The 26,200-nt window shown below is 73.6% G+C and carries 24 protein-coding genes and 1 riboswitch; of the genes, 14 read left to right on the forward strand and 10 right to left on the reverse strand.

What is annotated here, in order from left to right; genetic code table 11:
• Window positions 1-4 precede the first annotated feature (4 nt).
• The 3 genes from ACIRYZ_RS36085 to ACIRYZ_RS36095 form a co-directional block, all read right to left on the reverse strand.
• A complete protein-coding gene (locus ACIRYZ_RS36085; protein WP_402952476.1) occupies window positions 5-1,417 on the reverse strand; it encodes a sugar porter family MFS transporter in 1,413 nt (470 codons plus the stop codon).
• Window positions 1,418-1,585: 168 nt separating this feature from the next.
• Entirely contained in the window at window positions 1,586-2,245 is a 660-nt protein-coding gene (locus ACIRYZ_RS36090) for an FMN-binding negative transcriptional regulator (RefSeq protein ID WP_402952478.1), read from the reverse strand.
• Window positions 2,246-2,259: 14 nt separating this feature from the next.
• The gene (locus tag ACIRYZ_RS36095) at window positions 2,260-2,949 is read right to left on the reverse strand and encodes a pyridoxamine 5'-phosphate oxidase family protein (RefSeq protein WP_402952480.1); all 690 of its coding nucleotides are present in this window, start codon (window positions 2,947-2,949) and stop codon (window positions 2,260-2,262) included.
• 34 nt (window positions 2,950-2,983) lie between these two features.
• Here ACIRYZ_RS36095 and ACIRYZ_RS36100 point away from each other — a divergent pair, with 34 nt between their 5' ends.
• Together ACIRYZ_RS36100 and ACIRYZ_RS36105 are read left to right on the forward strand one after the other, a co-directional pair.
• Window positions 2,984-4,321: an aminotransferase class I/II-fold pyridoxal phosphate-dependent enzyme gene (locus ACIRYZ_RS36100; RefSeq protein WP_402952482.1), complete on the forward strand. Its 1,338-nt coding sequence runs from the start codon at window positions 2,984-2,986 to the stop codon at window positions 4,319-4,321.
• Between the two features lie 244 nt (window positions 4,322-4,565).
• Window positions 4,566-5,747, forward strand: a complete 1,182-nt coding sequence (locus ACIRYZ_RS36105; protein ID WP_402952484.1) for a GDSL-type esterase/lipase family protein — start codon at window positions 4,566-4,568, stop codon at window positions 5,745-5,747.
• 61 nt (window positions 5,748-5,808) lie between these two features.
• Here ACIRYZ_RS36105 and ACIRYZ_RS36110 read toward each other — a convergent pair whose 3' ends face one another.
• Window positions 5,809-7,167 (reverse strand): NAD(P)/FAD-dependent oxidoreductase, encoded by a 1,359-nt coding sequence (locus ACIRYZ_RS36110; protein WP_402952486.1) that lies wholly within the window; start codon window positions 7,165-7,167, stop codon window positions 5,809-5,811.
• Window positions 7,168-7,398: 231 nt separating this feature from the next.
• Here ACIRYZ_RS36110 and ACIRYZ_RS36115 point away from each other — a divergent pair, with 231 nt between their 5' ends.
• The 4 genes from ACIRYZ_RS36115 (at window position 7,399) to purB (ending at window position 10,755) form a co-directional block, all read left to right on the forward strand.
• Window positions 7,399-8,154, forward strand: a complete 756-nt coding sequence (locus ACIRYZ_RS36115) for a HipA family kinase (RefSeq protein WP_393030244.1) — start codon at window positions 7,399-7,401, stop codon at window positions 8,152-8,154.
• Complete coding sequence (locus tag ACIRYZ_RS36120; RefSeq protein WP_402952488.1) at window positions 8,151-8,567, forward strand: DUF3037 domain-containing protein; 417 nt, start codon at window positions 8,151-8,153, stop codon at window positions 8,565-8,567. The genes ACIRYZ_RS36115 and ACIRYZ_RS36120 overlap by 4 nt, the downstream gene beginning before the upstream one ends.
• Window positions 8,568-8,703: 136 nt before the next feature.
• Window positions 8,704-9,159 (forward strand): MarR family winged helix-turn-helix transcriptional regulator, encoded by a 456-nt coding sequence (locus ACIRYZ_RS36125; protein ID WP_393030250.1) that lies wholly within the window; start codon window positions 8,704-8,706, stop codon window positions 9,157-9,159.
• Window positions 9,160-9,324: 165 nt separating this feature from the next.
• Window positions 9,325-10,755 (forward strand): adenylosuccinate lyase, encoded by a 1,431-nt coding sequence (gene purB, locus ACIRYZ_RS36130; protein WP_402952490.1) that lies wholly within the window; start codon window positions 9,325-9,327, stop codon window positions 10,753-10,755.
• A gap of 7 nt (window positions 10,756-10,762) precedes the next feature.
• On the opposite strand, the gene ACIRYZ_RS36135 is transcribed toward purB, so the two are convergent.
• Window positions 10,763-12,301: an MFS transporter gene (locus tag ACIRYZ_RS36135; RefSeq protein ID WP_402952492.1), complete on the reverse strand. Its 1,539-nt coding sequence runs from the start codon at window positions 12,299-12,301 to the stop codon at window positions 10,763-10,765.
• Between the two features lie 312 nt (window positions 12,302-12,613).
• Window positions 12,614-12,792: riboswitch (cyclic di-AMP (ydaO/yuaA leader) on the forward strand.
• 2 nt (window positions 12,793-12,794) lie between these two features.
• Here ACIRYZ_RS36135 and ACIRYZ_RS36140 point away from each other — a divergent pair.
• Both ACIRYZ_RS36140 and ACIRYZ_RS36145 read left to right on the forward strand, forming a co-directional pair.
• Entirely contained in the window at window positions 12,795-13,763 is a 969-nt protein-coding gene (locus tag ACIRYZ_RS36140; RefSeq protein ID WP_402952494.1) for a peptidoglycan DD-metalloendopeptidase family protein, read from the forward strand.
• 182 nt (window positions 13,764-13,945) lie between these two features.
• Window positions 13,946-14,077, forward strand: coding sequence for a hypothetical protein (locus tag ACIRYZ_RS36145; protein ID WP_402952496.1), 132 nt, complete (start codon window positions 13,946-13,948; stop codon window positions 14,075-14,077).
• A gap of 13 nt (window positions 14,078-14,090) precedes the next feature.
• Here ACIRYZ_RS36145 and ACIRYZ_RS36150 read toward each other — a convergent pair whose 3' ends face one another.
• From ACIRYZ_RS36150 to ACIRYZ_RS36165, 4 genes are all read right to left on the reverse strand, one after another.
• On the reverse strand, window positions 14,091-14,810 hold the full coding sequence (locus ACIRYZ_RS36150) for a DUF2470 domain-containing protein (RefSeq protein ID WP_402952498.1): 720 nt from the start codon (window positions 14,808-14,810) through the stop codon (window positions 14,091-14,093).
• Window positions 14,811-15,042: 232 nt separating this feature from the next.
• Window positions 15,043-15,468, reverse strand: a complete 426-nt coding sequence (locus tag ACIRYZ_RS36155) for a RidA family protein (protein WP_402952500.1) — start codon at window positions 15,466-15,468, stop codon at window positions 15,043-15,045.
• 26 nt (window positions 15,469-15,494) lie between these two features.
• Window positions 15,495-16,244, reverse strand: a complete 750-nt coding sequence (locus ACIRYZ_RS36160) for an IclR family transcriptional regulator (protein WP_402952502.1) — start codon at window positions 16,242-16,244, stop codon at window positions 15,495-15,497.
• 37 nt (window positions 16,245-16,281) lie between these two features.
• Complete coding sequence (locus ACIRYZ_RS36165; protein ID WP_402952504.1) at window positions 16,282-17,499, reverse strand: sugar kinase; 1,218 nt, start codon at window positions 17,497-17,499, stop codon at window positions 16,282-16,284.
• A 257-nt stretch (window positions 17,500-17,756) separates the two neighbouring features.
• On the opposite strand from ACIRYZ_RS36165, the gene ACIRYZ_RS36170 reads away from it, so the two are divergent.
• From ACIRYZ_RS36170 to ACIRYZ_RS36195, 6 genes are all read left to right on the forward strand, one after another.
• Entirely contained in the window at window positions 17,757-19,061 is a 1,305-nt protein-coding gene (locus ACIRYZ_RS36170; protein WP_402952506.1) for an alanine racemase, read from the forward strand.
• Window positions 19,061-20,674: an amidohydrolase family protein gene (locus ACIRYZ_RS36175; protein ID WP_402952507.1), complete on the forward strand. Its 1,614-nt coding sequence runs from the start codon at window positions 19,061-19,063 to the stop codon at window positions 20,672-20,674. Before ACIRYZ_RS36170 ends, ACIRYZ_RS36175 begins: the two co-directional genes overlap by 1 nt.
• A complete protein-coding gene (locus tag ACIRYZ_RS36180) occupies window positions 20,671-21,372 on the forward strand; it encodes a bifunctional 4-hydroxy-2-oxoglutarate aldolase/2-dehydro-3-deoxy-phosphogluconate aldolase (RefSeq protein WP_402952508.1) in 702 nt (233 codons plus the stop codon). Before ACIRYZ_RS36175 ends, ACIRYZ_RS36180 begins: the two co-directional genes overlap by 4 nt.
• Window positions 21,373-21,586: 214 nt before the next feature.
• Window positions 21,587-23,176 carry an alpha-amylase family glycosyl hydrolase gene (locus ACIRYZ_RS36185; protein ID WP_402952510.1) on the forward strand — a complete coding sequence of 530 codons (1,590 nt, stop codon included), beginning with the start codon at window positions 21,587-21,589 and terminating at the stop codon, window positions 23,174-23,176.
• A 136-nt stretch (window positions 23,177-23,312) separates the two neighbouring features.
• A complete protein-coding gene (locus ACIRYZ_RS36190) occupies window positions 23,313-24,365 on the forward strand; it encodes a hypothetical protein (protein WP_402952511.1) in 1,053 nt (350 codons plus the stop codon).
• Window positions 24,366-24,536: 171 nt separating this feature from the next.
• Complete coding sequence (locus tag ACIRYZ_RS36195) at window positions 24,537-25,289, forward strand: FadR/GntR family transcriptional regulator (protein ID WP_402952513.1); 753 nt, start codon at window positions 24,537-24,539, stop codon at window positions 25,287-25,289.
• Window positions 25,290-25,354: 65 nt separating this feature from the next.
• Here ACIRYZ_RS36195 and ACIRYZ_RS36200 read toward each other — a convergent pair whose 3' ends face one another.
• Window positions 25,355-25,918 (reverse strand): (2Fe-2S)-binding protein, encoded by a 564-nt coding sequence (locus ACIRYZ_RS36200; RefSeq protein ID WP_402952515.1) that lies wholly within the window; start codon window positions 25,916-25,918, stop codon window positions 25,355-25,357.
• Window positions 25,919-26,200 lie beyond the last annotated feature (282 nt).

Genomic DNA, 26,200 nt, shown 5'->3' on the forward strand with positions numbered 1-26,200 from the left:
CCTCTCAGCCCATCTCTTCCAGGGCGCGGCCCTTGGTCTCCTTGATGCAGAAGGCCACGAACGGGATGGAGAGCAGCGCGAAGGCCGCGTAGATGACGTACGTCGCGGAGAGGTTCCAGTCGGCGAGGTCCGGGAAGGTGACGGTGATCGCCCAGTTGGCGATCCACTGGGCCGAGGCGGCGACCGACAGCGCCAGCGCCCGGATCCGGTTGGGGAACATCTCGCCGAGCAGCACCCAGACCACCACGCCCCAGGAGAAGGCGAAACAGAGCACGAAGACGTGCGCGGCGATCAGGGCGACGGTGGCGTGGGTGTGGTCGAGGGTGGCGGTCTCGCCTGTGCCGTGCCGGTAGGAGAACGCCCAGGCGGCTGTGCCCAGCGCGATCGCCATGCCGATGGAACCGGCCAGGGCGAGCGGCTTGCGGCCGATCCGGTCCACCAGGACCATCGCGATCACCGTACCGATCACGTTGATGATCGAGGTGGAGAGGCTGATCAGCAGCGAGTTGGACTCGTTGATGCCGACCGACTGCCAGAGGAAGGAGGAGTAGTAGAAGATCACGTTGATGCCGACGAACTGCTGGAACACCGAGGCGCCGATGCCGACCCAGACGATCGGCAGCAGACCGAAGCGCCCGCCGCGCAGGTCCCTCAGCCGGGGCTTGTGGGCGGACTCCAGCACCGCGCGGATCTCCGCCACCCGGGCGTCCAGGTCGACGTCCTGGCCCTCGACCTCCACCAGCACCTCGCGGGCCTGAGCCTCGCGGTGGTCGGCGATCAGGAAGCGCGGCGACTCCGGGATGGCCAGCGCCATCAGGCCGTACACCAGGGCCGGAATGGCCTCGACGCCGAGCATCCACTGCCAGGCCTGGATGCCGCCGAGGTGGCCGGTGGACTCGCCGCCGGCGGCCTGGTTGAGCGCCCAGTTGGCGAGCTGGGAGACGGTGATGCCGAGCACGATCGCCATCTGCTGGAAGGAGGCGAGCCGGCCGCGGTAGGCGGTGGGGGCGACCTCGGCGATGTAGGTGGGCGCGATCACCGAGGCGATGCCGATCGCGATGCCGCCGACCACGCGCCAGGCGGCCAGCGCCTCGATGTTCGGCGGGAACATCGAGCCGACGCCGCTGGCCGCGAACAGTGTGGCGGCCAGCAGCATCGTGCGCACCCGGCCGAGGTGGTCGGCCAGCCGGCCGGCGGCCACCGCGCCGACGGCCGAGCCGAGCAGGGCGATGGCGACCACGAAGGCGGTGGTGCCGTGGCCCACGGCGAAGTGCTTCTGGATGCCCGTCACCGCGCCGTTGATCACCGCGCTGTCGTAGCCGAACAGGAAACCGCCCATGGCCGCGGCCGCGGAGATGAACACCACGTGCCCGAGGTGGGCCTCGCCGGAAGCTCGTGGACTGTGGACTGTGGGCACGCGCGCTCCCCGAGGTGGACGGGCCCGCACCTACGGTCGGGCAGGGCTCGTCTCACATTCGATCAGCGCGGCGGCCGGCCTGCGCGAGTTGAGTTCCAATCGGGTGACCCAGGGTCAGTCCCTCTGGTTTTGTCGGATCAGGCAAGGATCCGAGGGACTGGCCCCAAGTCAGTCGGCGGCGCGCGTCATGGCCGTGCGCCGCTGATGGCGCCGCAACAGCTGGGTCCGGGCGGCGGCGTCCTGGTCGTGACGGAGGGCCGGGGCGCCTGAGCGCTCGACGAGGCGCTCGGCGATCGCGTGCTGCGCCTCGGCGGGCTTCTTGTCGTCGTACTTGAACTTGGCCCGCACCTCGCGCACCGTCAGCCGGAGCCCGCGCAGCCCCGGCAGCAGCCGGGCGAACTCGCCCTCGCCGGGGACCACCCGGACCTCCGGGGTCTCCGGCTGGAAGTGCGCCAGCTGACGGTTGAGGATCTCCGCCTTGTCGGCGGCGGACTCGACGACCTCGGCCGTGCAGTGGAAGTGGACCGAGGCGTAGTAACTGGTGGGCGTGCCGGGCGCGCCGCGCCAGTGGCCGGGGGCGAAGGCGTAGCCGTCGGTGACCGCGAGGGTGACGTTCGGGTCGGCCCGGACGGCGGCCAGCAGCGGGTTGGGCGCGGCGAGGTGGAGCAGGATCTCGCCGCGCTCGGCGTCCAGCAGGAAGTGCGTCGGGACCAGCACCGGGCCCTCGTCGGGGCGGCCGTTGGCGGCGAGCAGGCCGAAGTCGCGGCCCTCGGCCAGCCAGGCGCGCCACTCGTCCTCGTCACCGCGGTCCCAGGACCTGATCAGCATCGGTGCGGCCCTTCTCAGCGGGGGTAGCCGTGCAGGTGCGCGGGCAGCGGGACGGACCCGTCGTACGGGACGGGGGTGCCGTGCACGGTGGTGACCGGGATCAGGCCGGACCAGTGCGGCAGGTCGGCGTCCTCGGGGTCGTCGTTGGCGCCGTCCTCACGGGTCTTGGCCGAGACCTCGTCCAGCTCGAGCCGGATCACGGCGGTGGCGGCGAGTTCCTTGGCGTTGGCCGGGCGGATCTCGCCGGAGCGGCCGGGGATCGCGTGGTCGACCAGGGCGGCCAGCGCCATGTCCAGTTCCTCCGGGTCGGTGACCTGGTAGGCGGTGCCGTGGGCGACCACCGAGCGGAAGTTCACCGAGTGGTTGAACGCGGACTTGGTCAGCACCAGGGCGTCGACCTGGGTCACGGTGATGCAGACCGGCATGCCCTGCTCGTCGGAGGCGCCGCGCAGCGGGCGGCTGCCGGTGGAGCCGTGGACGTAGAGGCGGCTGCCGACCCGGGCGAAGATCGTCGGCAGCACGACCGGGGCGCCGTCGGCGATGAAGCCGAGGTGGCAGATGTAGGCGCTGTCGAGGATGGCGTGGATCGCCTCCTGCTCCCAGGTGGCGCGGTCCTTGTACCGGGTGGGGGTGGTGCGCGGGGTACGGGAGTAGGTGGCGTCGCTGGTCGGCGTCGTGGTGTTGTGCGTCGGCGTGTCCGGCATGACAACCTCAATGTACTAGTGCATAATATGCTTTGTGCTAGGAGACTATCCGCTGAAAGGGCGACGCGCCAGCGAAATCGCCGCCCACATCGAACAGGGCGTGAGCAGCGGGCGGCTCGCCCCGGGAACCGCGCTGCCCCCGCTGCGCGACCTGGCCGCCGAACTCGGCGTCAACCCCAACACCGTGGCCGCCGCCTACCGGCTGCTGCGCGACCGGGGCGTGATCGAGACGGCCGGCCGCAAGGGCAGTCGGATCCTGCCCCGGCCCGCGCTCACCACCCGCGACCAGATCCGCGTCCCCGTACCCCCGCACGCCCGCGACCTGTCCACCGGCAACCCCGACCCGGCTCTGCTTCCCGACCTCGCCCAGGCCCTCGCGGCGGCCGCCGAGGCTGCGAAGGCCGAGCCGGTGCTCTACGGGCACCCGAACATCGACGCCGGACTGCTCGCGCTCGCCCGCGCCTCCTTCCAGGCCGACGGGCTGCCCGGCGGCCCGATCGTGGTCGCCTCCGGCTCGCTGGACACCATCGAGCGCACCCTCGGCGCGCACCTGCGCCCCGGCGACGCGGTGGCGGTGGAGGACCCGGGCTGGGGCAGCCTGCTCGACCTGCTGCCCGCGATGGGGCTGCGGCCCGCGCCGATGCGGCTGGATGACGAGGGGCCGCTGCCCGACTCGCTGGCCGCGGCGCTCGCCGAGGGCGCCCGCGCGGTCGTGGTGACCAGCCGGGCGCAGAACCCGACCGGCGCGGCGCTCAGCGCCCGGCGGGCCGAGGCGCTGCGGGCCGTCCTGGCCGGGCACCCCGGAGTGCTGCTGATCGAGGACGACCACGGGCACGGCATGGTCGACCAGCCGTACCACCCGCTGGTCGGCGCCGGGCCGCGGCACTGGGTGGTGGTGCGCTCGGCGGCCAAGGCGTACGGGCCGGACCTGCGGATGTCGGTGGCGGTCGGGGACGAGGAGACGATCGGCCGGGTCGCCGGGCGGCTGCGGCTGGGCGCCGGGTGGGTCAGCCACCTGCTGCAGCGCGCCGTCGCCGAGCTGTGGCGCACCGACGCGGCGCCGGTCGCGCGGGTGGCGGCCGCCTACCGGGCGCGGCGGGACGCGCTGCTGGGCGAACTGGCGGCGCGTGGGATCGCGGCGCACGGGGAGAGCGGGTTGAACGTCTGGGTGCCGGTGCCGGACGAGACCTCGGCGCTGGCGGCGCTGGTGCAGCGCGGCTGGGTCGCGGCGCCCGGGGCGCGGTACCGGATCCAGTCGCCGCCCGGGCTGCGGTTCACCACGGCCCGGCTGGAGCCGGCGGACGCCCGGCGGTTGGCGGAGGACCTGGCGGAGGTGCTGGGGTCGGGCGGGGCCGGTTCGCGGCTGGTGTGAGCGGGGCTGCCGGGGATGGGGTGGTTTGCGGGCAGATTCCGGCGGCGGGGTGAACCGCGGGTCGACCGCGGGTGAGGCCTGGTCTGAACCCGTCGGTAACAAATGCGGAAACCTGGCGCAGACGCCTAGCGGCGGCGGGCGAGGCCATGTCATCTTCATCGCGCCACCGGCCGGCGGCCCACCCCCACCTACGCGTCTTCCCGTCCCCACACCACGGGGGAGACCGAGCCGCAGGAGTTCCGCCGTGCCCGAAAACTGTTCGAGCATCACCCGTAGCACCCCTGGACTCGGCCGTCGGCTGCTCGCCGCCGCCTTCGCCCTGCCGCTGACCGTGGCCGGGCTGGCCGTCGCCGCGCCCGCCTCGGCCGCCCCGGCCGGGTCCACCGCGAGCGTCACGCTCGGCGACAGCTACATCTCCGGCGAGGCCGGACGCTGGATGGGCAACGCCGCCGGCACCACCGACGGCCACAACGGCACCGACCGGGCCTGGAACGGCAGTTCGGCCGATCCTTCGGTCGTCTACGGCGCCACGGCGGCGAGCGGCTGCGACCGCTCCGACGTCGCCGAGGTGGTCGGCGCCGCGACGGTCGCCCAGAGCCAGATCAACCTGGCTTGCTCCGGGGCCGTCACCGCGAACATCTTCCGCGCCGCCGACGGCGGTCAGTCGCTCAAGGGCGAGGCCCCTCAGGCCGACCAACTCGCCACCGTGGCACGGCAGAACAACGTCAAGCTGATCACCCTGTCGATCGGCGGCAACGACCTCGGCTTCGGCAGCATCATCTCCGACTGCGTGCAGGACTACCTGATCTGGAACTCGTACTGCCACGACTCGGCGCAGTCCGCGGTCGACTCCAAGATGCCGACCGCGATGGCCGGGGTCGGCAAGGCGATCGACGAGATCCGCGCGGTGATGGCCGACGCGGGCTACGCGCAGTCGGACTACCGGCTGGTGCTGCAGTCCTACCCGTCGCCGATCCCGCGCAGCGCCGAGATGCGCTACCCGGAGAGCGGCTGGAGCCGTTCGGACACCGGCGGTTGCCCGTTCTGGAACGCGGACGCCGACTGGGCGCGCGACTCGATGGTGCCGCAGATCTCCAAGGCGCTGGCCGGGGTCGCGGCGACCAAGGGCGCCCAGTTCCTGGACCTGTCCGACATGCTGCAGGGCCGCGAGGTCTGCTCGACGGCCACCCAGCAGCCGACCGCGAGCTCCGCTCCGTCCGCTACCAGCAGCGAGTGGGCGCGGTTCGTGGACGGCGGGTTCAACACCACCCAGGGCGTGCTGCAGGAGTCGATGCACCCCAACTACTACGGGCAGTTGGCGCTCGGGCGCTGCCTGACCCTGCTGTGGGGGCAGAGCAGCGGTGACTACGCCTGCCGCAACACCGCCGGGCAGGACGCGAGCGGGATGTACCTGGCCGCACGCTGACGGACGTGCTTCGGCGCCCCGGCCGCGGCATTCGCGGCGGGGGCGCCGATGGCGTCCCGGTTCAGCCCTTGGCGAGCAGCGACTGGGCGTGGGCCCTGACCTGATCCTTCGTCAGATAGGCGTCGGTGTACTCGAAGTCGCGCAGACGGGCGGGCTGGCGGGCGAGGAAGCCGGTGCGGACGAAGTCGTCCCCGGCGGTCGCGTTGAGCAGCCAGTTCGAAGCCACCCGGAACTTGGCCGCATTGGTGCGCATCGCCATCAGGTGGTAGCCGCGGGCCACCAACTGGGCGGGCAGGCCGTGCAGTTCGACACCGATCGGCTTGGAGACCGCGTCCTTGCCGCCGAGGTCGACCACCAGGCCCAGATCCCTGTGGTAGTACGGCTCCAGCGGCTGGTTGCGGAGCGAGGCGATCACGTTGTCGGCCACCACGCGGCCCTGCCGGGCGGAGTGCTGGGCGGTCGGCGGGCAGACCGCGCCGTCGCCCTTGGCGAGGTCGGGGACGGCCGCCGCGTCGCCGAGCGCGAACACCCCCTCGAACTGCGGCACGCGCATCTCCGCCGTCACGGCGAGCCGGCCGCGGACCGTCTCCGCGTCCAGGGTGCCGATCAGCGGGCTGGCGGCCACGCCGGCGGTCCAGATCAGCGTGCGGCAGGGGAGCACCCGGCCGTCGGTGAACTTGACCGTCTCGGCACTGACTTCGGCCACCGAGACGCCCAGCGACACCTCGATGCCACGGCCCCGCAGGATCTCCAGGGCGGCGGTGCCCAGCACGTCGCCGAGTTCCGGCATCAGCTTCGGGGCGATGTCGATCAGGTGCCACTTGATCTGCCGGGCGTCGAGCCGCGGGTAGCGGCGGGCGGCGGCAGTGGTGAGGCGCTGCAGGCAGGCGGCCGTCTCGGTGCCCGCGTAGCCGCCGCCGACCACCACGAACTGCAGCCGGGACTCGCGCTCCTTCTGGTCCAAGGTGGCCGAGGCGAGGTCGAGTTGGGAGATCACGTGGTCGCGGATGTAGGCGGCCTCGGCGAGCGTCTTCATGCCGCGGGCGTAGTCGGTGAGCCCCGGGATGTCGAAGGAGCGGGTGATGCTACCGGGGGTGAGGACCAAGGCGTCGTACTTCTTCGCGACCACCTCGTCGGTGATCTTGCGGATGACGCAGACCTTGGAAGCCGGGTCCACACCGATGGCGCCGCCGGGGATGATGTGGGTGCGGCGCAGGGATCGGCGCAGCGAGACGGCCACGGACTGGGGGGTGAGGACGCCGGCGGCGACGTGGGGGAGGAGAGGGAGGTAGAGCTGGTAGCTGAACGGCGTGACCAGCGTGATCTCGGCCTCCGACGGCGCGAGCTTGCGTTCGAGGCGGCGGGCGCACTCCAAGCCGGCGAAGCCACCGCCCACGATCAGGATCCGAGGTCGTTCCATCGCTCATCCCTTTGTCGTGCAGGTCGTACCGTGAGGGTCCCCACTACTGTCCGCCACACTCGCACGGAGCAGCGGGGGCTGCCACCGGGGGCGGGCGGATGAGGGAGGGGAGCGGCAGGTGGGGTGCGGGGGTTGGCGCGGACGGGTGGAGTGGGGTGCTGCCGGGTGGGGCGGATGAGGGGGAGCGGTTCGGGGCGAGAGGAGGGGGCGGGCACCGATAAGCTGTCGGGCGTGCTCCCCGAGGTGACGGCGGTCCGGTATGTGACGCCACTGCGAGAAGGCGGCTCGATGCCGGGCCTGGTCGAGGCCGACGACCGGCGGCTGTACGCGCTGAAATGGGTCGGCGCGGCGCAGGGCCGCAAGGCGTTGGTGGCCGAGGTGTTGGCCGGGGAACTGGGCCGGCGGATCGGGTTGCCGGTGCCGGAGCTGGTGACCGTCGACCTGGACCCGGTGCTCGCGCGCAGCGAGCCGGACCACCAGATCCAGGATCAGATGCGGGCCAGCGGCGGCACCAACCTCGGGATGGCCTTCGTCAGCGGCGCGCTCAACTTCGATCCGCTGTGCTTCGACGTGGACCCCGAACTCGCCGGTCAGGTGCTCTGGTTCGACGCGCTGATCGGCAACGTCGACCGCTCCTGGCGCAACCCCAACCTGCTGGTGGCGACCGGCGGGCTGCGGCTGATCGACCACGGCGCGAGCCTGATCTTCCACCACAACTGGCCGGGCGCCGCCGCCTGGGTGCGTCGTCCGTACGACGCCTCCGACCACGCGCTGCTGCGCGCCCGGCCGGACCTGGCGGCGGCGGACAAGGCGCTGGCACCGCTCGCGGAGGCGGCGATCGAGGCCGCGGTGGCGCAGATCCCCGAGGTCTGGCTGCTGGACGAGTTCGGCTTCGACTCTCCCGAGGAGGTACGCGCTGCGTACCGTTCCCAGCTGACCGAGCGACTGGCCGGTCCGCGTGACTGGCTGCCGGAGGTGCCCGCGTGACCGAGTCGCTGCCGGCCGGGCTGCCGGCCGTCGTGGAGCTGTACGACTACGAGTACGCCGTGATCCGCGCGGTGCCGAGGGTCGAGCGGGGTGAGTGCGTCAACGTCGGGGTGCTGCTGTACTGCCGGCAGAGCGCGCACCTGGCCGCGCGGACCCACCTGGACCAGGCCCGGCTGCTGGCGCTGGACCCGGTGGCGGACGTGCAGGGGGTGCGGCGGGCGCTGCAGGGGATCGAGGCGGTCTGCCTGGGTGGGCCGTCGGCCGGTCCGGCGGCCTCGGACAGCCCCGGGCAGCGGTTCCGCTGGCTGACCGCGCCGCGCAGCGCGATCGTCCAGCCGGGGCCGGTGCACACCGGGCTGACCGCGAACCCGGACGCGGAACTGCGGCGGCTGTTCGACCAACTGGTGCTCTGATCCGGTCCTGATCCGCTGCGATGCGGTGCCGATCCGCTGTGATCCTGCTCCGAATGGCTGGACTGTGAGGCGACTCGCCGACGGTTGCCGTGGTCAAAGCTTGAGTTACTGAAGCACTGGGTCGTACGCTGGCCCCATGGGTTCGACGACGACGACCGTACCGACCAACGCCGAGCTGATGGAGGCGTTGGCCGCCGTCGGTGCCGCGTACTTCCAGGACTTCGCGGCGGCCGCGGCCCGGCACGGGCTCTCCTCCTCGCAGGCCAAGGCGCTGGGCTCGGTGCAGGAGCCGGTGCCGATGCGGGCGCTGGCCGGGCGGCTGGGCTGCGACGCGTCGAACGTGACCGGGATCGTGGACCGGCTGGAGTCGCTGGGCCTGGCCAACCGCGAGGCGGCGGCCGGTGACCGCCGGGTGAAGATCGTGGTGATCACGGACGAGGGCCGGGAGATCCTGAACCGCATCCGCGGTGAGATGGCCCGCACCCACCAGGCCTTCGAGGCGATGACCGACGAGCAGCGGGTCGCCCTGCACTCGATCTGCGCCCAGGTCCTGCCGGTGCTGGCCGGTCGGACGGGTGGCGCGCAGCAGTAGCGGGTCGCCCGGCGCGATGACGGCCAAGGTGCCGACGGGGGCGGGCGGTTCGGCGAGCGGAACGGCGAGCGGAACGGCGAGTCCGTCCGGGGCGTGTTCGGAATCCGGCCCGGCCGCCCCAGCCGCCGACGATCGGCGTGACCTCGGCTGTTAGGCTTGCGAAGCGTGAGCGCGAAGCCCCAGATCCCCAATGTCCTGGCCTCCCGGTACGCCTCGGCGACCCTGGCCCAGCTGTGGTCCCCCGAGCACAAGGTGGTCCTTGAGCGCCACCTGTGGCTCGCCGTCCTGAAGGCCCAGCAGGACCTCGGTGTCGAGGTGCCGGCGAGCGCCGTCGCCGACTACGAGCGGGTGATCGACCAGGTCGACCTCGGCTCGATCGCCGCCCGTGAGCGGATCACCCGCCACGACGTGAAGGCCCGCATCGAGGAGTTCAGCGAGCTCGCCGGCCACGAGCAGATCCACAAGGGCATGACCTCCCGGGATCTGACCGAGAACGTCGAGCAGCTGCAGATCCGCCAGTCCCTGGAGCACGTGCGGGACCGCACGGTGGCCGTGCTGGTGCGTCTGGCCAGCATCGCCGCCCAGCACTCCGAGCTGGTCATGGCCGGCCGCTCGCACAACGTGGCCGCGCAGGCCACCACCCTGGGCAAGCGCTTCGCGTCGATCGCCGACGAGTTGCTGGTCGCCTTCCGCCGTCTGGAGGAGCTGATCGCCCGCTACCCGCTGCGCGGGATCAAGGGCCCGGTCGGCACCGCCCAGGACATGCTGGACCTGCTCGGCGGCGACACCGAGAAGCTGGCCGAGCTGGAGCGCCGGGTCGCCGGGCACCTCGGCTTCGAGAACGTGCTGACCAGCGTCGGCCAGGTCTACCCGCGCTCGCTGGACTTCGAGGTGCTCACCGCCCTCGTCCAGCTGGCCGCCGCGCCGTCCAGCCTGGCCAAGACCATCCGTCTGATGGCCGGCCACGAGCTGGTGACGGAGGGCTTCAAGGAGGGCCAGGTCGGCTCCTCCGCGATGCCGCACAAGATGAACACCCGCTCCTGCGAGCGTGTCAACGGCCTGGCCGTGATCCTGCGCGGCTACGCCTCGATGACCGGCGAGCTGGCCGGCGACCAGTGGAACGAGGGCGACGTCTCCTGCTCGGTGGTGCGCCGGGTCGCGCTGCCGGACGCCTTCTTCGCCTTCGACGGCCTGCTGGAGACCTTCCTGACCGTCCTCGACGAGTTCGGCGCCTTCCCGGCCGTGGTCGAGGCCGAGCTGGACCGCTACCTGCCGTTCCTGGCCACCACCAAGGTGCTGATGGGCGCGGTGCGCGCGGGCGTCGGCCGGGAGACCGGGCACGAGGTCATCAAGGAGCACGCCGTCGCCTCCGCGCTGGCCATGCGCGCGGGCGCCCGGGAGAACGAGCTGCTGGACCGGCTGGCCGCCGACGAGCGGATCCCGCTGGACCGGGCCGCGCTGGACGCGCTGCTGGCCGACAAGCTGTCGTTCACCGGTGCGGCCGGGGCGCAGGTCGCCGAGGTGGTCCGCCTGGTGGAGGCCGTCGCGGCGGCCTACCCGGAGGCGGCCAAGTACGCTCCGGCCGACATCCTCTGACGCTTCGTCAGTTGTCCGACGAGGGCCCTGCCACCGTTCCGGTGGCGGGGCCCTCGGGCGTCTTGGTGTGTCCGGGGTCGAGCGGCGGGGTGGTGGTGGCGCAGGGCCAGTCGCAGTTCGGCTCGGCCACCGGGTGCTCCTGGGGGGCGAGCACGTTGCCCCGGACGGTGGCGAAGGCGATCAGCCCGCCGCCGACCAGCAGACCCGCGCAGATCAGCATCGCGGTGTGGAAGGCGGAGTCCACCGAGGACGGCACCCGGTAGGCATCGCCGCTCAGGCCGGCCAGCGCCGGGAGGGCGGCCACCGCGAGCAGGCCGGCCGCGCGGGCGGCGGCGTTGTTGACGCCGCTGGCGATGCCCGCGTGCCGTACATCGACGGCGGCCAGCACCGTCGCGGTCAGCGGTGCGACCAGCAGGGCCATCCCGCTGCCCATCACCGCGACGGCGGGCAGCACGTCCGCCCAGTAGGAGGAGCCGGGGCCGGTGCGCAGCATCAGCAGCACCCCGGCGGCGCAGAGCAGCGGGCCGACGGTGAGCGGGATGCGCGGGCCGATCCGTTTGCCGAGGCGGCCGGCGCGCGCCGACAGGGTCAGCATCAGCACCGTGATCGGCACCAGGGCGAAGCCGGAGACCAGGGGCGAGAAGCCGGACACGATCTGCAGCTGGACCACCAGCAGGAAGAACACCCCACTGAAGGCCGCGTAGACGCAGAGGGTGACCAGGTTCACGGCGGTGAACAGCCGGGACGAGAACAGTCCGAGCGGCAGCATCGGATCGGGTGCGCGGCGCTCGACGGCGACGAAGGCGGCGCCGAGCAGCAGGCCGATCGCGCCGGTGAGCCAGACGGCGGGGGACAGGCCCTCCCCGGCGGCGGTGAGCGCGTAGGTGATCGCGCCGAGGGCGAGTGCGGCGAGCAGCGCGCCGGGCACGTCGAAGCGGCCGGAGGCGGACTCGTCGCGGCTCTCCGGGACGTAGCGGGAGGTGACCGCGATCACGGCGGCGGCCAGCGGCAGGTTCAGCAGGAAGATCCAGCGCCAGCCGGGGCCATCCACCAGCCAGCCGCCGAGGAAGGGGCCGATGGCCGCGGACACCCCGCCGAGACCGGACCACAGGCCCACCGCCGCCGAGCGGTCGTCAGGATGGAAGACGGCCTGGAGCATGGCGAGCGAGCCGGGGGTGAGCAGCGCCCCGCCGATGCCCTGGACGGCGCGGGCGGCGATCAGCACGTTGATGTTCGGGGCGACGGCGCAGGCCGCGGAGGCGGCGGCGAACCAGACCACGCCGATCAGGAAGACCTTGCGCCGTCCGTACCGGTCGCCGAGCGCGCCGCCGAGCAGGATCAGGCCCGCCAGCGTGAGCAGATAGGCGTTCAGCGTCCATTGCAGGGACGCCAGGGAGGCGCCGAGGTCGGCGCCGATCCGGGGCAGGGCGACGTTCACCACGGTGCCGTCGAGCATCGCCATGCTGGAACCGAGCACCGTTGCCAGGAGAACCCAGCGGCCCTGCGCGGTGCCCAGGCGCAGGGTGCCGGCCGTTGAGGTGGCCACGGCCTGATCCTGCGCCCGGCAGGGTGCACGTGACAAGGGTCACCGGGCGGTGTGTCCGGGGTGGGCAGTGCGTGAGCGGACGGTCGCACTGGGCCACCGAGGTCGGCGCAGCGTCGTGGATCAGTGGCGTCGAGTGAATGGATTGTGTACGCACCGTACGGCGGGCCATGCGGAGGGTGACCGCGCCGCGGGGGGTTGTCGCTGGTTCAAGAGATCGACATTGCTTCACCCGAACGGATGGGTTTTAGTTCAGCGACCACCCAGCCAGCCTGGGTGGACCCACCGGGTGGAACGCCGAGTCCTGCCGCTGCCCAGTGGTTCGAACTGAGCTCTGCACGGCAGGAGCGGGGGACCCACAGGTAAGTCGCCGGACCGGAGTCCGCGCTGTTCAGCGCGAACGTCCAGGACCGGCTTGGGGTGAAGCCGCGCATGCGGCCGGGCAGCTCCAGCCCGAACCCGACAGCTCACCTCGCAGGCGTCGGAGAGGAATCCCATGCCTGCTCAGGCTCGTCGTATCGCCGTGCCCCGCGCCGCCCGCATCGGCATCGCCGTCGCCGTCACCGGTGTCTCCTTCGCCCTGCCGCTCGTGACCACGATGAGTGCCCAGGCCCACAATGCCCCGGCCGCCTCGGTCGCGCAGCACGCCGCCGCCGTGGACGCCGTGTCGGCCGCCCCGGCCGCCGCCCACGACGGCTACCTCGTCGTCGGCGGCGACAGCCTGTCCAGGATCGCCGACGCCCGGAACGTCGAGGGCGGCTGGCCCGCGCTGTACGAGCAGAACCGCTCGGTGGTCGGCGCCGACCCGAACCTGATCTTCCCGGGTCAGTGGCTGTCGCTCGCGGCCCACGCCGACGCGGCCGCCGAGCCGGTCGCTCCGGCCGAGCCCGCGGCCCCGGCCGCTCCGGCTGCCCCGGTCACCCAGAGCGCCGCCGCTGCCGCAGACGCTCAGGTGCAGGTTCAGACCGAGGTCGCCAAGCCGGGCGTCCAGGTCCAGACCCAGATTCAGAACGCCGCTCCGGCCAAGGCCGTCACCGCCGCCCCGGTCGCCGCCACCGTCGGCTATGTCGCTCCGCTGGCCAACCCGGTGCCGGGCGAGGCCTACGGCGTGGCCGGCTCGATGTGGGCCTCCGGCCACCACACCGGCCAGGACTTCGTCGCCTCCACCGGCACTCCGGTGCGCGCGGTCGCCAACGGTGTCGTGGTGAAGGCCGGCAACGGTGGTGCCTACGGCAACCAGGTCGAGATCAGGCTCGCCGACGGCAGGTACGCCCAGTACGCGCACCTCTCCGTGGTCGGTGTGAAGATCGGTCAGACCGTCACCGTCGGCCAGCGGCTCGGCCTCTCCGGCGCCACCGGCAACGTGACCGGCCCGCACCTGCACTTCGAGATCCGCACCGGGTCGGAGTACGGCTCGGACATCAACCCGGTCGCCTACCTGCGGGCGCACGGCGTCGCGCTCTGACGCTGCGCAGACCCTGTTCGGACCCCGCGCTGACCGCGGGTTTCAGGAACCACCGCTGGTGCGGGGCGAATCGACCGCCCGGGATGGTCATGTCGGGTGACCGCTCGACCGGGTGATCGCCGCACCGGTGGACATGGGCGCGGGACACGCCCAGGGCCGGCCCGGCTTCGCGAGGACCCCTCGTGGAGCCGGGCCGGCCGTTGCCGTTCGCGGCTCCGGGGGAGTTCGAGTGGTCGGGATCGCGCCGGCGCCGGCGGCCGGAGCGGTACGCGCGGATGGGGCGGATCGTGCTGGAGGACGCCGTCGAGCGGTGACGCCCGGGCGCGGTCAGTTCCGGCGGACGGGCAGGCCGTGCTCGGCGGCGGCCAGCAGCTCGTGCATCCGGTGCCCGAAGTCCTCGGTGTCGCCGGCGGGTTCGGGGAAGACCAGGCGGACGTCGCGGTGGCCGTGCGGGTGGTCCAGACGCAGTACCAGGCCGTAGCGGTCGAGGGCGAGCGGGCGGATGTCCGGGTGCCCGGCGAGCAGGGCCGGGTCGAGCAGGCCGGTGAGCAGGTCGAGGGCGTCGGCGTGCTCGTCGGCCAGGTGGGTGAGCAGCGCGGCCTCGTGCCGGGCCAGCGGGTCGGGGGCGGCGAGGGCGAGGTCGGCGGCGGTGAGCGCGCCGGTGCCGTACGGGGTGGCGAGGACGGCGTGGGCGACGTCCACGCGCAGGTGGACGCTGAGGCCGTCGTCGGCGAGGTGGGCCAGGTGCAGCCGGCCGGCCAGGGTGAGGCGGCCGCGGATCCGGTCGCGGACGGCGACCGGGGACACGTCGGTGACGTCGAGGACGACGGCCAGGCCCTCGGTGGCTCCGGCGGCGGCCGCGGTGAGCGGGGCGTCCAGCGGGGCGCGCAGGCGCAGTCGGGAGCCGTGCACGGAGACCGGGGTGTCCAGGTCGTGGTGTTCGCCGAGGGCGCGGACGGTGAGTGAGGAGGTCGCGCTGAGCAGGCTGTGGACCCGTTCGGCGGTGGTGGGCTCGGGCACCTCGGCGTCGCCGGTGGGCAGACTCATGCGCCCACCTCGCTGCGCCCGGCAGGGGCATTCGCCCACGCGCACCTTTCGATGATTCTCCCCCAGCCTTCGGCCGGGGGGACCCCCATGCTGCGCTCGCTCATGAACGGACCTCCTAATAGTTAGGTGAGCCTAACCTAATGTCCGCGCAGGGGTGTGGCAAGCGGATGGTGGGGTGCGGCGAGGCCCGGACGCGTGACGGCGTCCGGGCCCTCGGGGGTTTCGCGGGGCGTCAGGCGACGACGGCCTGGGCGTCGATCTCCACCAGCATGGGCTCCTGGGGCAGCTCCACGAAGGCCGTGGTGCGGCAGGGCTTCACGCCGCCGGGCTTGATGTTCTCCTCGATGAACTCGGCGTAGACCTCGTTCATCAGCGGGAAGTCGGCGCGCTTGGTGAGGTACACGCGGAACATCACCACGTCCTCGATGGTGGCGCCGCCCGCCTCGACGATGGCCTTGACGTTCTCCAGGGTGCGGCGGGTCTGGGCCCTCACGTCGCCGTGGTGGAGGTACTCGCCGGTGGCCGGGTCCTGCGGGCCCTGGCCGGATACCTGCAGGATCGGGCCCTTGCGGACGCCCTGGGAGAACATCCACGCGGGGGCGGGGGCGCCGTCGGTGCGGATCTCGGGCTTGTCGCCGGTCCGGGGGTGCTCGGACATGGGGTTCCTTTGGATGTGGCGGATCGTCAAATGTGGTCGGGGTGGCCGCAGTCGGCCGAGACGGCGCGGGCGGTGGCGAGCAGTCGCGGGAGGAGGTCCAGCACCTGCTCGTACGGGAGGACGACGTCGGGGACGGAGATGGAGGCGGCGGCGACCACCCGGCCGCTGGCGTCCCGGATCGGGGCGGCCACGCAGTTGATGAAGGACTCGTGCTCGGCGTGGTCCTCGGCCCAGCCCCGGGCGGCGACCTTCTCCAGCTCGGCGAGCAGCGCCTCTGGCGTGGCGAGGGTGCGCTCGGTGTGCGGGGTGAAGTCGATCCCGGCCACCACCCGGCGGCGCTCTGGCAGCGGCAGGTCGGCCAGCAGCACCTTGGACACGGCGGCGCAGTGCAGCGCGGCGCGCAGGCCGATCCGGGAGTACATCCGGACCGGGTGGCGGGAGTCGAACTTGTCGATGTAGACCACCTCGCCGCCCTCGTACGCGGCCAGGTGCACGGTCTGGCCGGTGGCGGCGTTCAGCTCGGCGAGGTGCGGGGCGGCGATCCGGCGGATGCCGCGCTGTTCCAGGGCGAGGCCGGAGAGCGCGAACAGGCCCGCGCCGAGGTGGTAGCGGTAGGCGGAGTCGCGGTAGACGAACCGTTCCTCCTCCAGGCTCTGGAGCAGTCGGAGCACGGTGGTCTTGTGGACGCCGAGCACCTCGGCCAGCTGGTCGAGGGAGCGCTCGCCCTCGCCGAGCTGGGCGAGGATGCGCAGGGCGCGGGTGACGGTCTGGCTCATCGGGCTCGGGCTCCGGTCGGTGGGCTGGGGGGCGTGCTCATCGTGCCCGGGCCCGATCGGCCCGTGCCCCGGTCGGGGCGGCCTGCGGCGGGGGTGGACCGGCCTGGGCTCGGGGCTGTTCGCCGCGGGTTCGCGCTCGGGTGCCTCGGGTCCAGGACTGCTCGCCCCGGACCCGGGACCGGTCGTCGGTGGGCAGCGCCGGGGAGGTGATTCCCTCGGCGCTGACCCGGGTGGCAGCCCAGTCGGCGGGCGAGGCGTCGAGCAGCGCGGCCACCACGGACTCGGGCGGCAGCTCGGCCTGGTCGTCGGGGGCGGTCAGCGCGCAGGCGGCGCTCAGGTGGCCGAGCCGCAGCCGGCCGCGCTGGTCCAGGCCGTGGATCGTGCCGGCCAGGTAGCCGGCCGCGAAGGCGTCACCCGCACCGGTGGCCTCGACCACCTCGACGGCCAGCGCCGGTTCGGCGACCGCCGTACCGTCCCGCTCCAGGGCGGTGACCACCCGGGCGGCGTCCTTGACCACGACGGTGGCGGGGGAGGGGAAGCGGCGGCGCAGCGCGGTGGGCTCGTCGGTGCCGAAGGCGGCCTGTGCCTCGTCGGCGCCGAGCAGCAGCAGATCGGCGGCGTCCAGCAGCGGCGGTAGCACGGCCGGGTCGCGGTCGTGCCAGAGCGCGGGGCGCCAGTTGAGGTCGAAACTGACCAGCCGGCCCGGGCGGCGGTCGGCGAGCAGGGCGCGCAGCAGGGCCAGGCAGTCGTCGGAGAGTGCGGCGGTGATGCCGGACAGGTGCAGCAGCCGGGCGCCGGCCAGCAGCGCGACGGCGGCCGGGTCGGTGAGCAGCGCGGGGGAGAGCGCGGCGGCCGCGGAGCCGCGCCGGTGGTAGTGCAGGCGGCTGCGGCCGGGGCCGAGGTCGTGCCGGTGGCCGGTGTCGCCGCCGACCTCCTTGAGGTAGAGGCCGGTCGGTCGGTGCGGGTCGACGGTGACGGCGGAGACGTCCACCCCGCGGGCGGCGAGCTCGGTGAGCAGGCGGCGACCGAAGCCGTCGTCGCCGACCCGGCTGATCCAGGCGGTCGGTACGCCGAGTGCGGCCAGCGCCCCGGCCACGTTGGACTCCGCGCCGCCGACGGACAGTCGGAAGTTCTCCACGGCCTCCAGCGGGCCCGAGCGGTCCGGGAGCAGGGCGGCCATCGACTCGCCCACGCAGACGGCCGTCGGGGGAGGACCAGGGTGGCGGGTCGGCCCCGGGGCGTCCTGTCGCGGCATCTGCTGGGCTCCTCGTCTGCGGCCGTTCCGTCGTGCGCGGGTCGACCTGGGCCGGCCGTCGGTGCTTGAGCGTCGGTGCGTGACTGTCGGCGTTGGACCGTCGGTGCGTGACCGTCGGTGTCAGACCGCTCGTGTTCGACCGTGGGTGTTTGACCGTCAGGCGGGTCCGTTGACCGTGATCCGGCGCCGATGCTAGAACCGTGCTTCCAGCATGTGCAACCCTCGTTGCGTATGTTGCAACGAGGTGGATGGAGGAAATGGTGGAGCAGACGTTCGCGAACGGCACCAACGGGCCGGGCATCGCCGAAGGGGCGGTGGCGGCGCTGGCCGATGAGACGCTCGACTGGCGGTTCAAGGCCGCCCCGCCGGAGAGCTGGGGACACGCCGTCCGGGACTGGCTCGCCACCGGCCCGACCCTCTCCTCGCTCGGCACCCCGCTGCTCACCCTCGACAGCGCCGCGCTCGACCACAACGTCCGTACCATGGCCGACTGGTGCGCCAAGGCGGGCGTCGCACTCGCCCCGCACGGCAAGACCACCATGGCGCCCGCCCTGTGGCAGGCCCAGCTCGCCGCCGGCAGCCACGGCATCACCCTCGCCAACCTGCCGCAGGTCCGGGTCGCCCGGGCCTTCGGCGTGCAGCGGATCCTGCTCGCCAACACCCTGCTCGACCCGGCCGGGCTCGGCTGGCTCGCCGCCGAGCTGCGTGCCGACCCGGACTTCGCCTTCCTCTGCTGGGCCGACTCCACCGAGGGCGTCCGGCTGATGGACGAGGCGCTGCGCGCCGCCGGGGCCGAGCGACCGGTCGAGGTGCTGGTCGAACTCGGCGGCCCGGGCGGGCGGACCGGCGCGCGCGGGGTGGACGCGGCCGTCGAGATCGCCGCCGCCGTCCTGCGTGCCCCCACCCTGCGGCTCGCGGGCGTCGGCGGGTACGAGGGTGCGCTCGCCCACGACGCCACCGCCGAGGGGCTGGCCACCGTCCGCGGCTACCTGAAGGCCCTCGGCGAGCTGCACGGCCGGCTCGCCGGCTCCTACCCGGACGACGCGCCGCCGGTGGTCTCGGCCGGCGGCAGCGCCTACTTCGACCTGGTGGTCGAGGAGTTGGCCGCGCTGCCGGAGGCCCTGGTGGTGCTGCGCTCGGGCGCGTACATCGCCCACGACGACGGCTTCTACCGGGGCATCTCGCCGCTCGCCCGGCACGGCGGCCAGGCCGCGTTCCGTGGCGCGCTGCACGGCTGGGCCCGGGTGGCCTCCCGGCCCGAGCCGCAACTGGCGCTGCTGGACGCGGGCAAGCGCGACCTGCCCTTCGACGAGGGCCTTCCGGAGCCGCAACTCGTCCGGGGTGGAGCGGAGTTGACCAGCACGGCGGCCCGGATCACCGCGCTCAACGACCAGCACGCCTTCCTGCGCGACGCCGGCGACCTCGCGCCGATCGGCGCGGTGCTGCGGCTCGGCGTCTCGCACCCGTGCACGGCCTTCGACAAGTGGACGGCGATCCCGGTGCTGGACTCCGCCGACGCGGCCGAGCCGAAGGTCACCGGGTTGGTCAGGACCTTCTTCTGATGGCGGAGGCGGCGAGAACGGTCTTCAGGGGCGCGACGGTCGTCGACGGCACCGGCGCCGAGCGCTACCGGGCCGACGTCCGGATCGCCGACGGCCGGATCGCCGAGATCGGCCAGGGCCTGGACGCGCCGTCGGTGGTGGACGCCGACGGGCTGGTGCTCGCCCCCGGGTTCATCGACATGCACGCCCACTCCGACCTGGCCCTGCTGCTCGAACCCGAGCACCCGGCCAAGGTCACCCAGGGCGTCACCTGCGAGGTCCTCGGCCAGGACGGTCTCTCCTACGCCCCGGTGGACGACACCACGCTGCCCGAGCTGCGCCGCCAACTGGCGGGCTGGAACGGCGATCCGGAGGACCTCGACTGGGACTGGCGTGACGTCGCCGGCTACCTCGACCGGATCGACCGCACCGGCGTCGCCGTGAACGCCTGCTACCTCGTGCCGCACGGCACACTGCGGACGCTCGCCATGGGCTGGGTCGACCGCCCGCCCACCCCGGCCGAACTCGACCGGATGCGGCAGGTGTTGGCGAAGAGCCTGCTGGACGGCGCGGTCGGCATGTCCAGCGGCCTCAGCTACACCCCCGGGATGTACGCCGACACCGCCGAACTGGTCGAGCTGTGCACCGTGGTGGCGGCCTGCGGCGGCTTCCATGCCCCGCACCAACGCTCGTACGGTGCCGGGGCGTTGGCGGGCTACGCGGAGATGGTGGAGATCTCCCGGCGGTCCGGCTGCGCACTGCACCTGACCCACGCCGCGATGAACTTCGGCGTCAACCGGGGCCGGGCGGGCGAACTGCTGGAGCTGGTCGACCGGGCGCTCGCCGACGGGGTCGACCTCACCCTGGACAGCTACCCCTACCTGCCCGGCTCCACCACCCTGGCCGCCCTGCTGCCGAGTTGGGCCGGCGAGGGCGGACCGGCCGCGACGCTGGCGCGGCTGGCGGATCCGGCGCAGTGCGAGCGGATCCGGTACGAGGTGGAGGAGAAGGGGAGCGACGGCTGCCACGGCGTGGTCGCCGACTGGGCGACGATCCAGATCTCCGGCGTCCGCTCGGCCGAGCTCGCGGGGGTGGTCGGCCGGACGGTCGCCGAACTCGCCGTCGAGCAGGGGCGCGGCGGGACGGAGGTCTTCCTCGACCTGCTGCGCCGCGACGGGCTGGCCACCACGATCCTCCAGCACGTCGGACACGAGGAGAACGTCCGGACGATCATGCGCCACCGCGTGCACACCGTCGGCAGCGACGGGCTGCTGGTCGGCGCCCGCCCGCACCCGCGTGCCTGGGGCACCTTCCCGCGCTACCTCGGCCACTACAGCCGGGATTCGGGCGTGCTGACCCTGGAGGGGACGGTCGCCCGGATGACCGGCCGGCCCGCCGCCCGGCTGGGACTGCACCGGCGCGGGCGGATCGCCACCGGACACCACGCCGACCTGGTGCTCTTCGACCCCGAGCGGGTCCGGGACGCCGCCACCTTCGAGCAACCCCGGCTGCCCGCCGAGGGGATCGCGTACGTGTACGTCAACGGCACCGCCGTCGTCCGGCAGGGTCATACCACCGGCGCCCGGCCGGGGCGCGCCCTGCGTCGCACCGATCGAGGAACTCTGGCCGTATGACCGCTCCTTCCGCTGGTCCCTCCGCCAACCCCTCCGCCGGGCTCTCGGCCGGCCGCTCCGCCGATTCGTCCGCCGGGCTTTCCGTGCTGAGCGGCGATCCGGTGATCGCGGTGGTCCGCGCGCCCCGTATCCCGGACGCCGCCGCGCTCTGCGCCGCGCTCGCGGAGGGCGGCATCCGGCTCACCGAATTCACCTGCACCACGCCGAATGTGACCGACCATCTGAAGCGGGCCTCCGAAGCGGGATGGCGGGTCGGGGTCGGGACGGTGCTGACCGCCGAGCAGGCCGAGCGCGGCATCGCCGCCGGGGCGTCCTTCCTGGTCACCCCCGGCGGCCGGCCCGAGGTCGCGGAGCGGGCGCGGGCGCGCGGGGTGCCGGTGGTGCTGGGGGCGCTCACCCCGACCGAGGTGGCCCGGGCGGTGGACCTCGGGGCGGCCGCCGTCAAGATCTTCCCGGTCCGGGTGTTCGGACCCGGCTACTTCAAGGACCTTCGCGGGCCGTACCCGGACGTGCCGCTGGTGGCCTCCGGCGGCGTGAACGCGGGCAACGCGGCCGAGTTCCTGGCACAGGGCGCACTCGCGGTGTGCGCGGGGACGGACGTGGTGCCGCCGGAGGCGGTCGCGGCGGGGGACTGGGCGGAGATCGCCCGGCGGGCCCGGGTGTTCACGGAGGCCTGTGCGGCGCCTTTCGAACGGTAGCGGGGCGGTCGGGCCGAACGCGGAGCTGAGCCGGGCTTGGGCCGGGCCGGGATCGCGGCGCCGAGCCGAGCCGGGCCGGGATCGTGGAGAGGCGGGCTGTCGGGACGGCCGGGATTGGACGAGAATCGTTGGCACCCGGCTCAGCCCGGGTAAGCCCGGCCCCTCGGCCCCGGCCCGTACGCCCCCCCCCGGACCCGGTAGGAGGACCCACCCCATGACCTCGACCCGCCCCGGGCCCGACTGGCTGGACGACGCCGTCCTCTACCAGATCTACCCGCAGACCTTCGCCGACTCCGACGGGGACGGCATCGGCGACTTCGCCGGCATCACCGAGCACCTCGACCACCTCGCCTGGCTCGGCGTGGACACGGTCTGGCTCAACCCCTGCTTCGCCTCGCCGTTCCGCGACGCCGGCTACGACGTCACCGACTACCTCACCCCGGCGCCGCGCTACGGCCGCACCGAGGACCTGGTCGCGCTGGTCGACGCGGCGCGCGGCCGGGGCATCCGGATCCTGCTGGACCTGGTCGCCGGGCACACCTCCGACCGCCACCCCTGGTTCCTGGCCGCGGCCGAGGACCCGTCCGACCACCGCTACATCTGGTCCGACCGGCAGGTGGACGGCTTCGTCGCCTCGCCCGGCAGCCGCCCCGGCTGGTACCGGCCGAACTTCTTCGACTGTCAGCCCGCGCTCAACTTCGGCTACGCGCGCGGCAGTTCCGAGGAGCCGTGGCGTCAGCCGGTGGACGCCGACGGTCCGCGCGCCAACCGGGCGGCATTGCGCGGGATCATGGCCCACTGGCTGGGCCTCGGTGTGGCCGGGTTCCGGGTGGACATGGCGTACTCGCTGGTCAAGGACGACCCGGGCAAGGTCGAGACCACCAAGCTCTGGGCCGAGCTGCGCGACTGGCTGGACCGCACCCACCCCGGGGCCGCGCTGTTCGCCGAGTGGGGCGAGCCCGCCGCAGCCGTCGCGGCCGGATTCCACGCGGACTTCTTCCTGCACTTCGGTGGCGATGACCACGGCCTTGCGCTGCGCTCGCTCTGGAACAACAACGCCGGGACGGTGGAGGAGTTCTGGCAGCAGGGCCCGTGCTACTTCGAGGCCGAGGGACGCGGCACCCCGCAACCGTTCCTGGACGCCTGGCGTTCCGCCGCCGAGCTGACCGAGGGCAGCGGGCACATCGTGCTGCCCACCGCCAACCACGACTTCTCCCGGCTCGCCACCGGTCCGCGCGGCGGCGAGCAGCTCGCCCCCGCCTTCGCCTTCCTGCTCACCTGGCCAACCCTGCCCGCCGTCTACTACGGCGACGAGATCGGCATGCGGTACGTGCCCGGGCTGCCGGACGTCGAGGGCAGCGTGCTCGGGCCGCGCTTCAACCGGGCGGGTTCACGGACCCCGATGCAGTGGAAGCCCGGCCCCGCCGCCGGGTTCTCCAGCGCGCCGCCCGAGCGGTTCTACCTGCCGTTGGACCCGGACCCGCAGCGCCCGGACGTGCTCTCCCAGCGCGCCGACCCGACCTCGCTGCTGCACACCGTCCGGCGGCTGATCGCGCTGCGCCGGGCGCATCCGGGGCTGGGCACCTCCGGCGGGGTGGAGGTGCGGAACGCCGGGTACCCGCTGGTGTACACCCGGGCCGGGCGGTACCTGGTGGCGGTCAACCCGCGCCGGGAGCCGGGGGCGGTGCGGCTGGTGGACGGCTGGGGCGCGGTGCGGCCGCTGGAGGCGCAGGGCGTGCGGGTGGCGGACGGCGAGCTGCGGGCGGACGGGTTCTCGTACGGAGTGTTCGAGCTGTCGGACTGAGCGGCTGGGGGCCGGCCCGGCTTTCGGCCAGCGTCCAACAGTTGTAAGCTGCATCCATAGATGGTTGCATTTACCACCTTCATTGGTTGTATTTGCCACCTTGATCGAGAAGTTTGCCGGAGGACGCACGAACGCCATGAGCACACCCCAGACACCCGCCGCGGCGCCCATCCTGGGGCACTCGCTTAAGCACCTCGCCGTCCACCTGCTCACCCCGCTGCTGATGTGCCTCGGCATGGCGCTCGCCTACCAAAGTGCCTTCCACCAGCCGGAGCCGAACCACCTCAAGGTCGCCGTGGTCGGGACCGGCCCGCAGGCGCGGGGGCTGGTGGAGGCGATCCAGGCCAAGGCCGGTGACGCGGTCGACGTCCGCACGGTCGGCGACCGCGCCGCCGCCGAACAGCTGCTGCGCGACCGCGACCTGGTCGGCGCCTTCGTCCCGGACGCCAGGAGCCCCGAGCTGATCGTGGCCAAGGGCAACTCGGACACCTCGGTGGTGGCCGCCACGGCGGTGTTCACCAACGTCACCGACAAGCAGGGCGTCCCGCTGCACGTCACCGACCTCACCACCCCCGCCAAGGGCGACCCGACCGGGCAGGGCCTGTTCTTCCTCCTGGTCGCGCTCAGCATCGGCTCCTACGCCAGCGTCGCGGCGATCGGCGCCGCCGGCGCCGGGCTGGGCATGCGGATCCGGGCGCTGGTGGGCGTGGCGGTCTCGCTGGTCGTGAGCGTGATCGGGATCGTCACCGCCGGACCGGTGTTCCACGTGGTCGACCACGACTACGCCGCGATCTGGGCGCTCGGCTGGCTCTACTCGGCGGGCATCGTGCTGATCGGCATCGGCCTGCACAGCTTCCTGAAGAAGTGGACCACGCTGGCCCTGATGGTGCTGTTCGTGATGCTGAACTTCACCTCCTCCGGCGGCATCTACCGGCCCGAGCTGCAGAACGGCTTCTTCGGCGCCCTGCACGGCTTCTGGACCGGCGCCGGCTTCCTGGAGGGCGCGCGCAGCATCCTGTACTTCGACGGCGGCGCCGGCCTCGGCGGGCACGTGGTGACCCTGCTGGTCTGGCTGCTGCTGGGCGGGGTGGCCCTGGTCGCCGCGGCGATGTACGAGGGCCGCGGGCGGCGTCCGGTGGAGACGGCGGCGCAGGCCGAGGAGGAGATGGAGGAGGCGGTCGCGGTCTGAGGGGCGGACGACCGTACGGCCGAGCGGCCGGGGCTCTCGACCCCCGGCCGCTCGGCCGTGCCGGTCCGTCGTTCCAGGGCCCACACACGAGGTTGAGCATCCGACGGCAAGGGCGCGCGTCCGACCAGGAGGTACCCTGCGGGAGACGCGCACTCTGGAGGAGGGGCCGGCGTGACGACCTTCGGCAGTGCGACCCCGCTGCTCAGCGCTGTCCTCGCACCGCTCGCCGACCTCGGCCGGGCCGACGCCGTGGCCCGACGGATCACCGAGGCGATCGCCCTCGGCCTGGTCGCCGACGGGGACCAGCTGCCCAACGAGAACGACCTGTCCGACCAGCTCGGCGTCGCCAACGGCACCGTCCGCGAGGCGCTCGCCCTGCTCCGCGAGGCCGGTCTGATCGAGACCCGGCGCGGCCGCAACGGCGGCAGCTTCGTCCGCATCCCCGCCGAGGGCTGCGAGCACCTCCAGCTCGCCAGGCTGCGCGACCTCGCCGTCGTCGACCTGCGCGACCTCGGGGACGAGGAAACGGCCGTCTTCGGCACCGCCGCCCGGCTCGCCGCCGAACGCGCCCCCGCCGACCTCGGCCCCCGGCTCGCCGGGCTGGTGCAGGAGTTGCGCGGCGCCGGCGGGCCCGCCGAGCAGCGCCGGGCCGACGCCCGCTTCCACATCGAACTCGCCGTCGCCGCCCGGTCGGTGCGCCTCACCCGGCTCGCCGTCCGGCTGCAGGCCGAACTCGGACCGCTGCTGTGGCTGCCCGCGCCCTACGGGCCCGACCAGGAGCAATTCGCCGAACAGCACCGCGAGATCCTGGTCGCGGTGCTGGCCGGTGACGCGGCCGGCGCCCGCGCGGCGGCGGAGACGCACGCGGTCGCCTGCGTGCACCATCTGGTGCGCGGGCAGCAGCGGTTGGCGGAGGACGGCTGAGGTGGTGGTGGAGGGTCGGGAGGTGGTGGTCCGTGTCCCGGAGATGACCCTCACCCGTGAAGCTCTCAGTCGCTCCGCTTCCTTGCGGCCGGCGGCCGGGTGAAGCAGCAGTCCCCGCAGAGCCCCGCGTCCGGACCGATCCGGTAGTAGAGGCAGCAGCTGGTCCGGCGGAAGGCCGTTCCGCGCGGCCCGGTGAGCAGTGCGCCGGACCCGGCCAGCGGCGGACGGGCCAGCAGCTCCGCGACCAACTCCCGGGCCGCTCCCGGAGCATGGGCGTCCAGCACCCGCAGGGTTCCGGCCAGGGCGGAGGCGGCGTTGCCGAGCAGCAGGCGTGCCGAGAGCGGGACGGTGGCCCGGACCGCCGCCGCGAGCGGCTCCAACTGGCCCAGCAGGACGGCCCGGTGGAGCTCGTCGGCACGACTGCCGGTCGCGCTGCGCGCCGGCTCCGGCGGAGTCCAGAGGTCGATCGGCCCCTGGTCCGGAATCCGCACCCAGGCGTGCTCCAGGGTCGGCACCGTCCCGAGCAGCACGGCCGAACCGAGGCCCACCGACCAGAAGCGGGCGGCCAGTCCGAGGTGCAGGATCGAGGTCGCGACCCGGAGCTCGGCGGTACCCAGCCGCTGCGCCACCACCCGGACCCGGGCGGCGAGCGGCGCGTCGGGTCCGGTGCCGTACAGCTCCGGCAGCGGGCGGAAGCCCGGCGGCGGCTCCCCGGACGGGTAGGTGTCCAGCGCGAAGTACGGCCCGACGGCGGCGAGTCGGCTGTAGTCGGGCTGTCGGCGGTCGTCAGGCGGCTGGCGGTCGTCGGGCCGTTGACGGTCGCCGGGCGCGGGGGGGGGGGGGGCCCCCCCCCCCCCCCCCCCCCACCCCCACCCCCCCCCCCCCCCCCCCCCCGCCGGGGCCCCCGGGGC

The sequence above is a fragment of the Kitasatospora sp. NPDC101155 genome (assembly GCF_044768305.1).
Taxonomy (GTDB): Bacteria; Actinomycetota; Actinomycetes; order Streptomycetales; family Streptomycetaceae; genus Kitasatospora.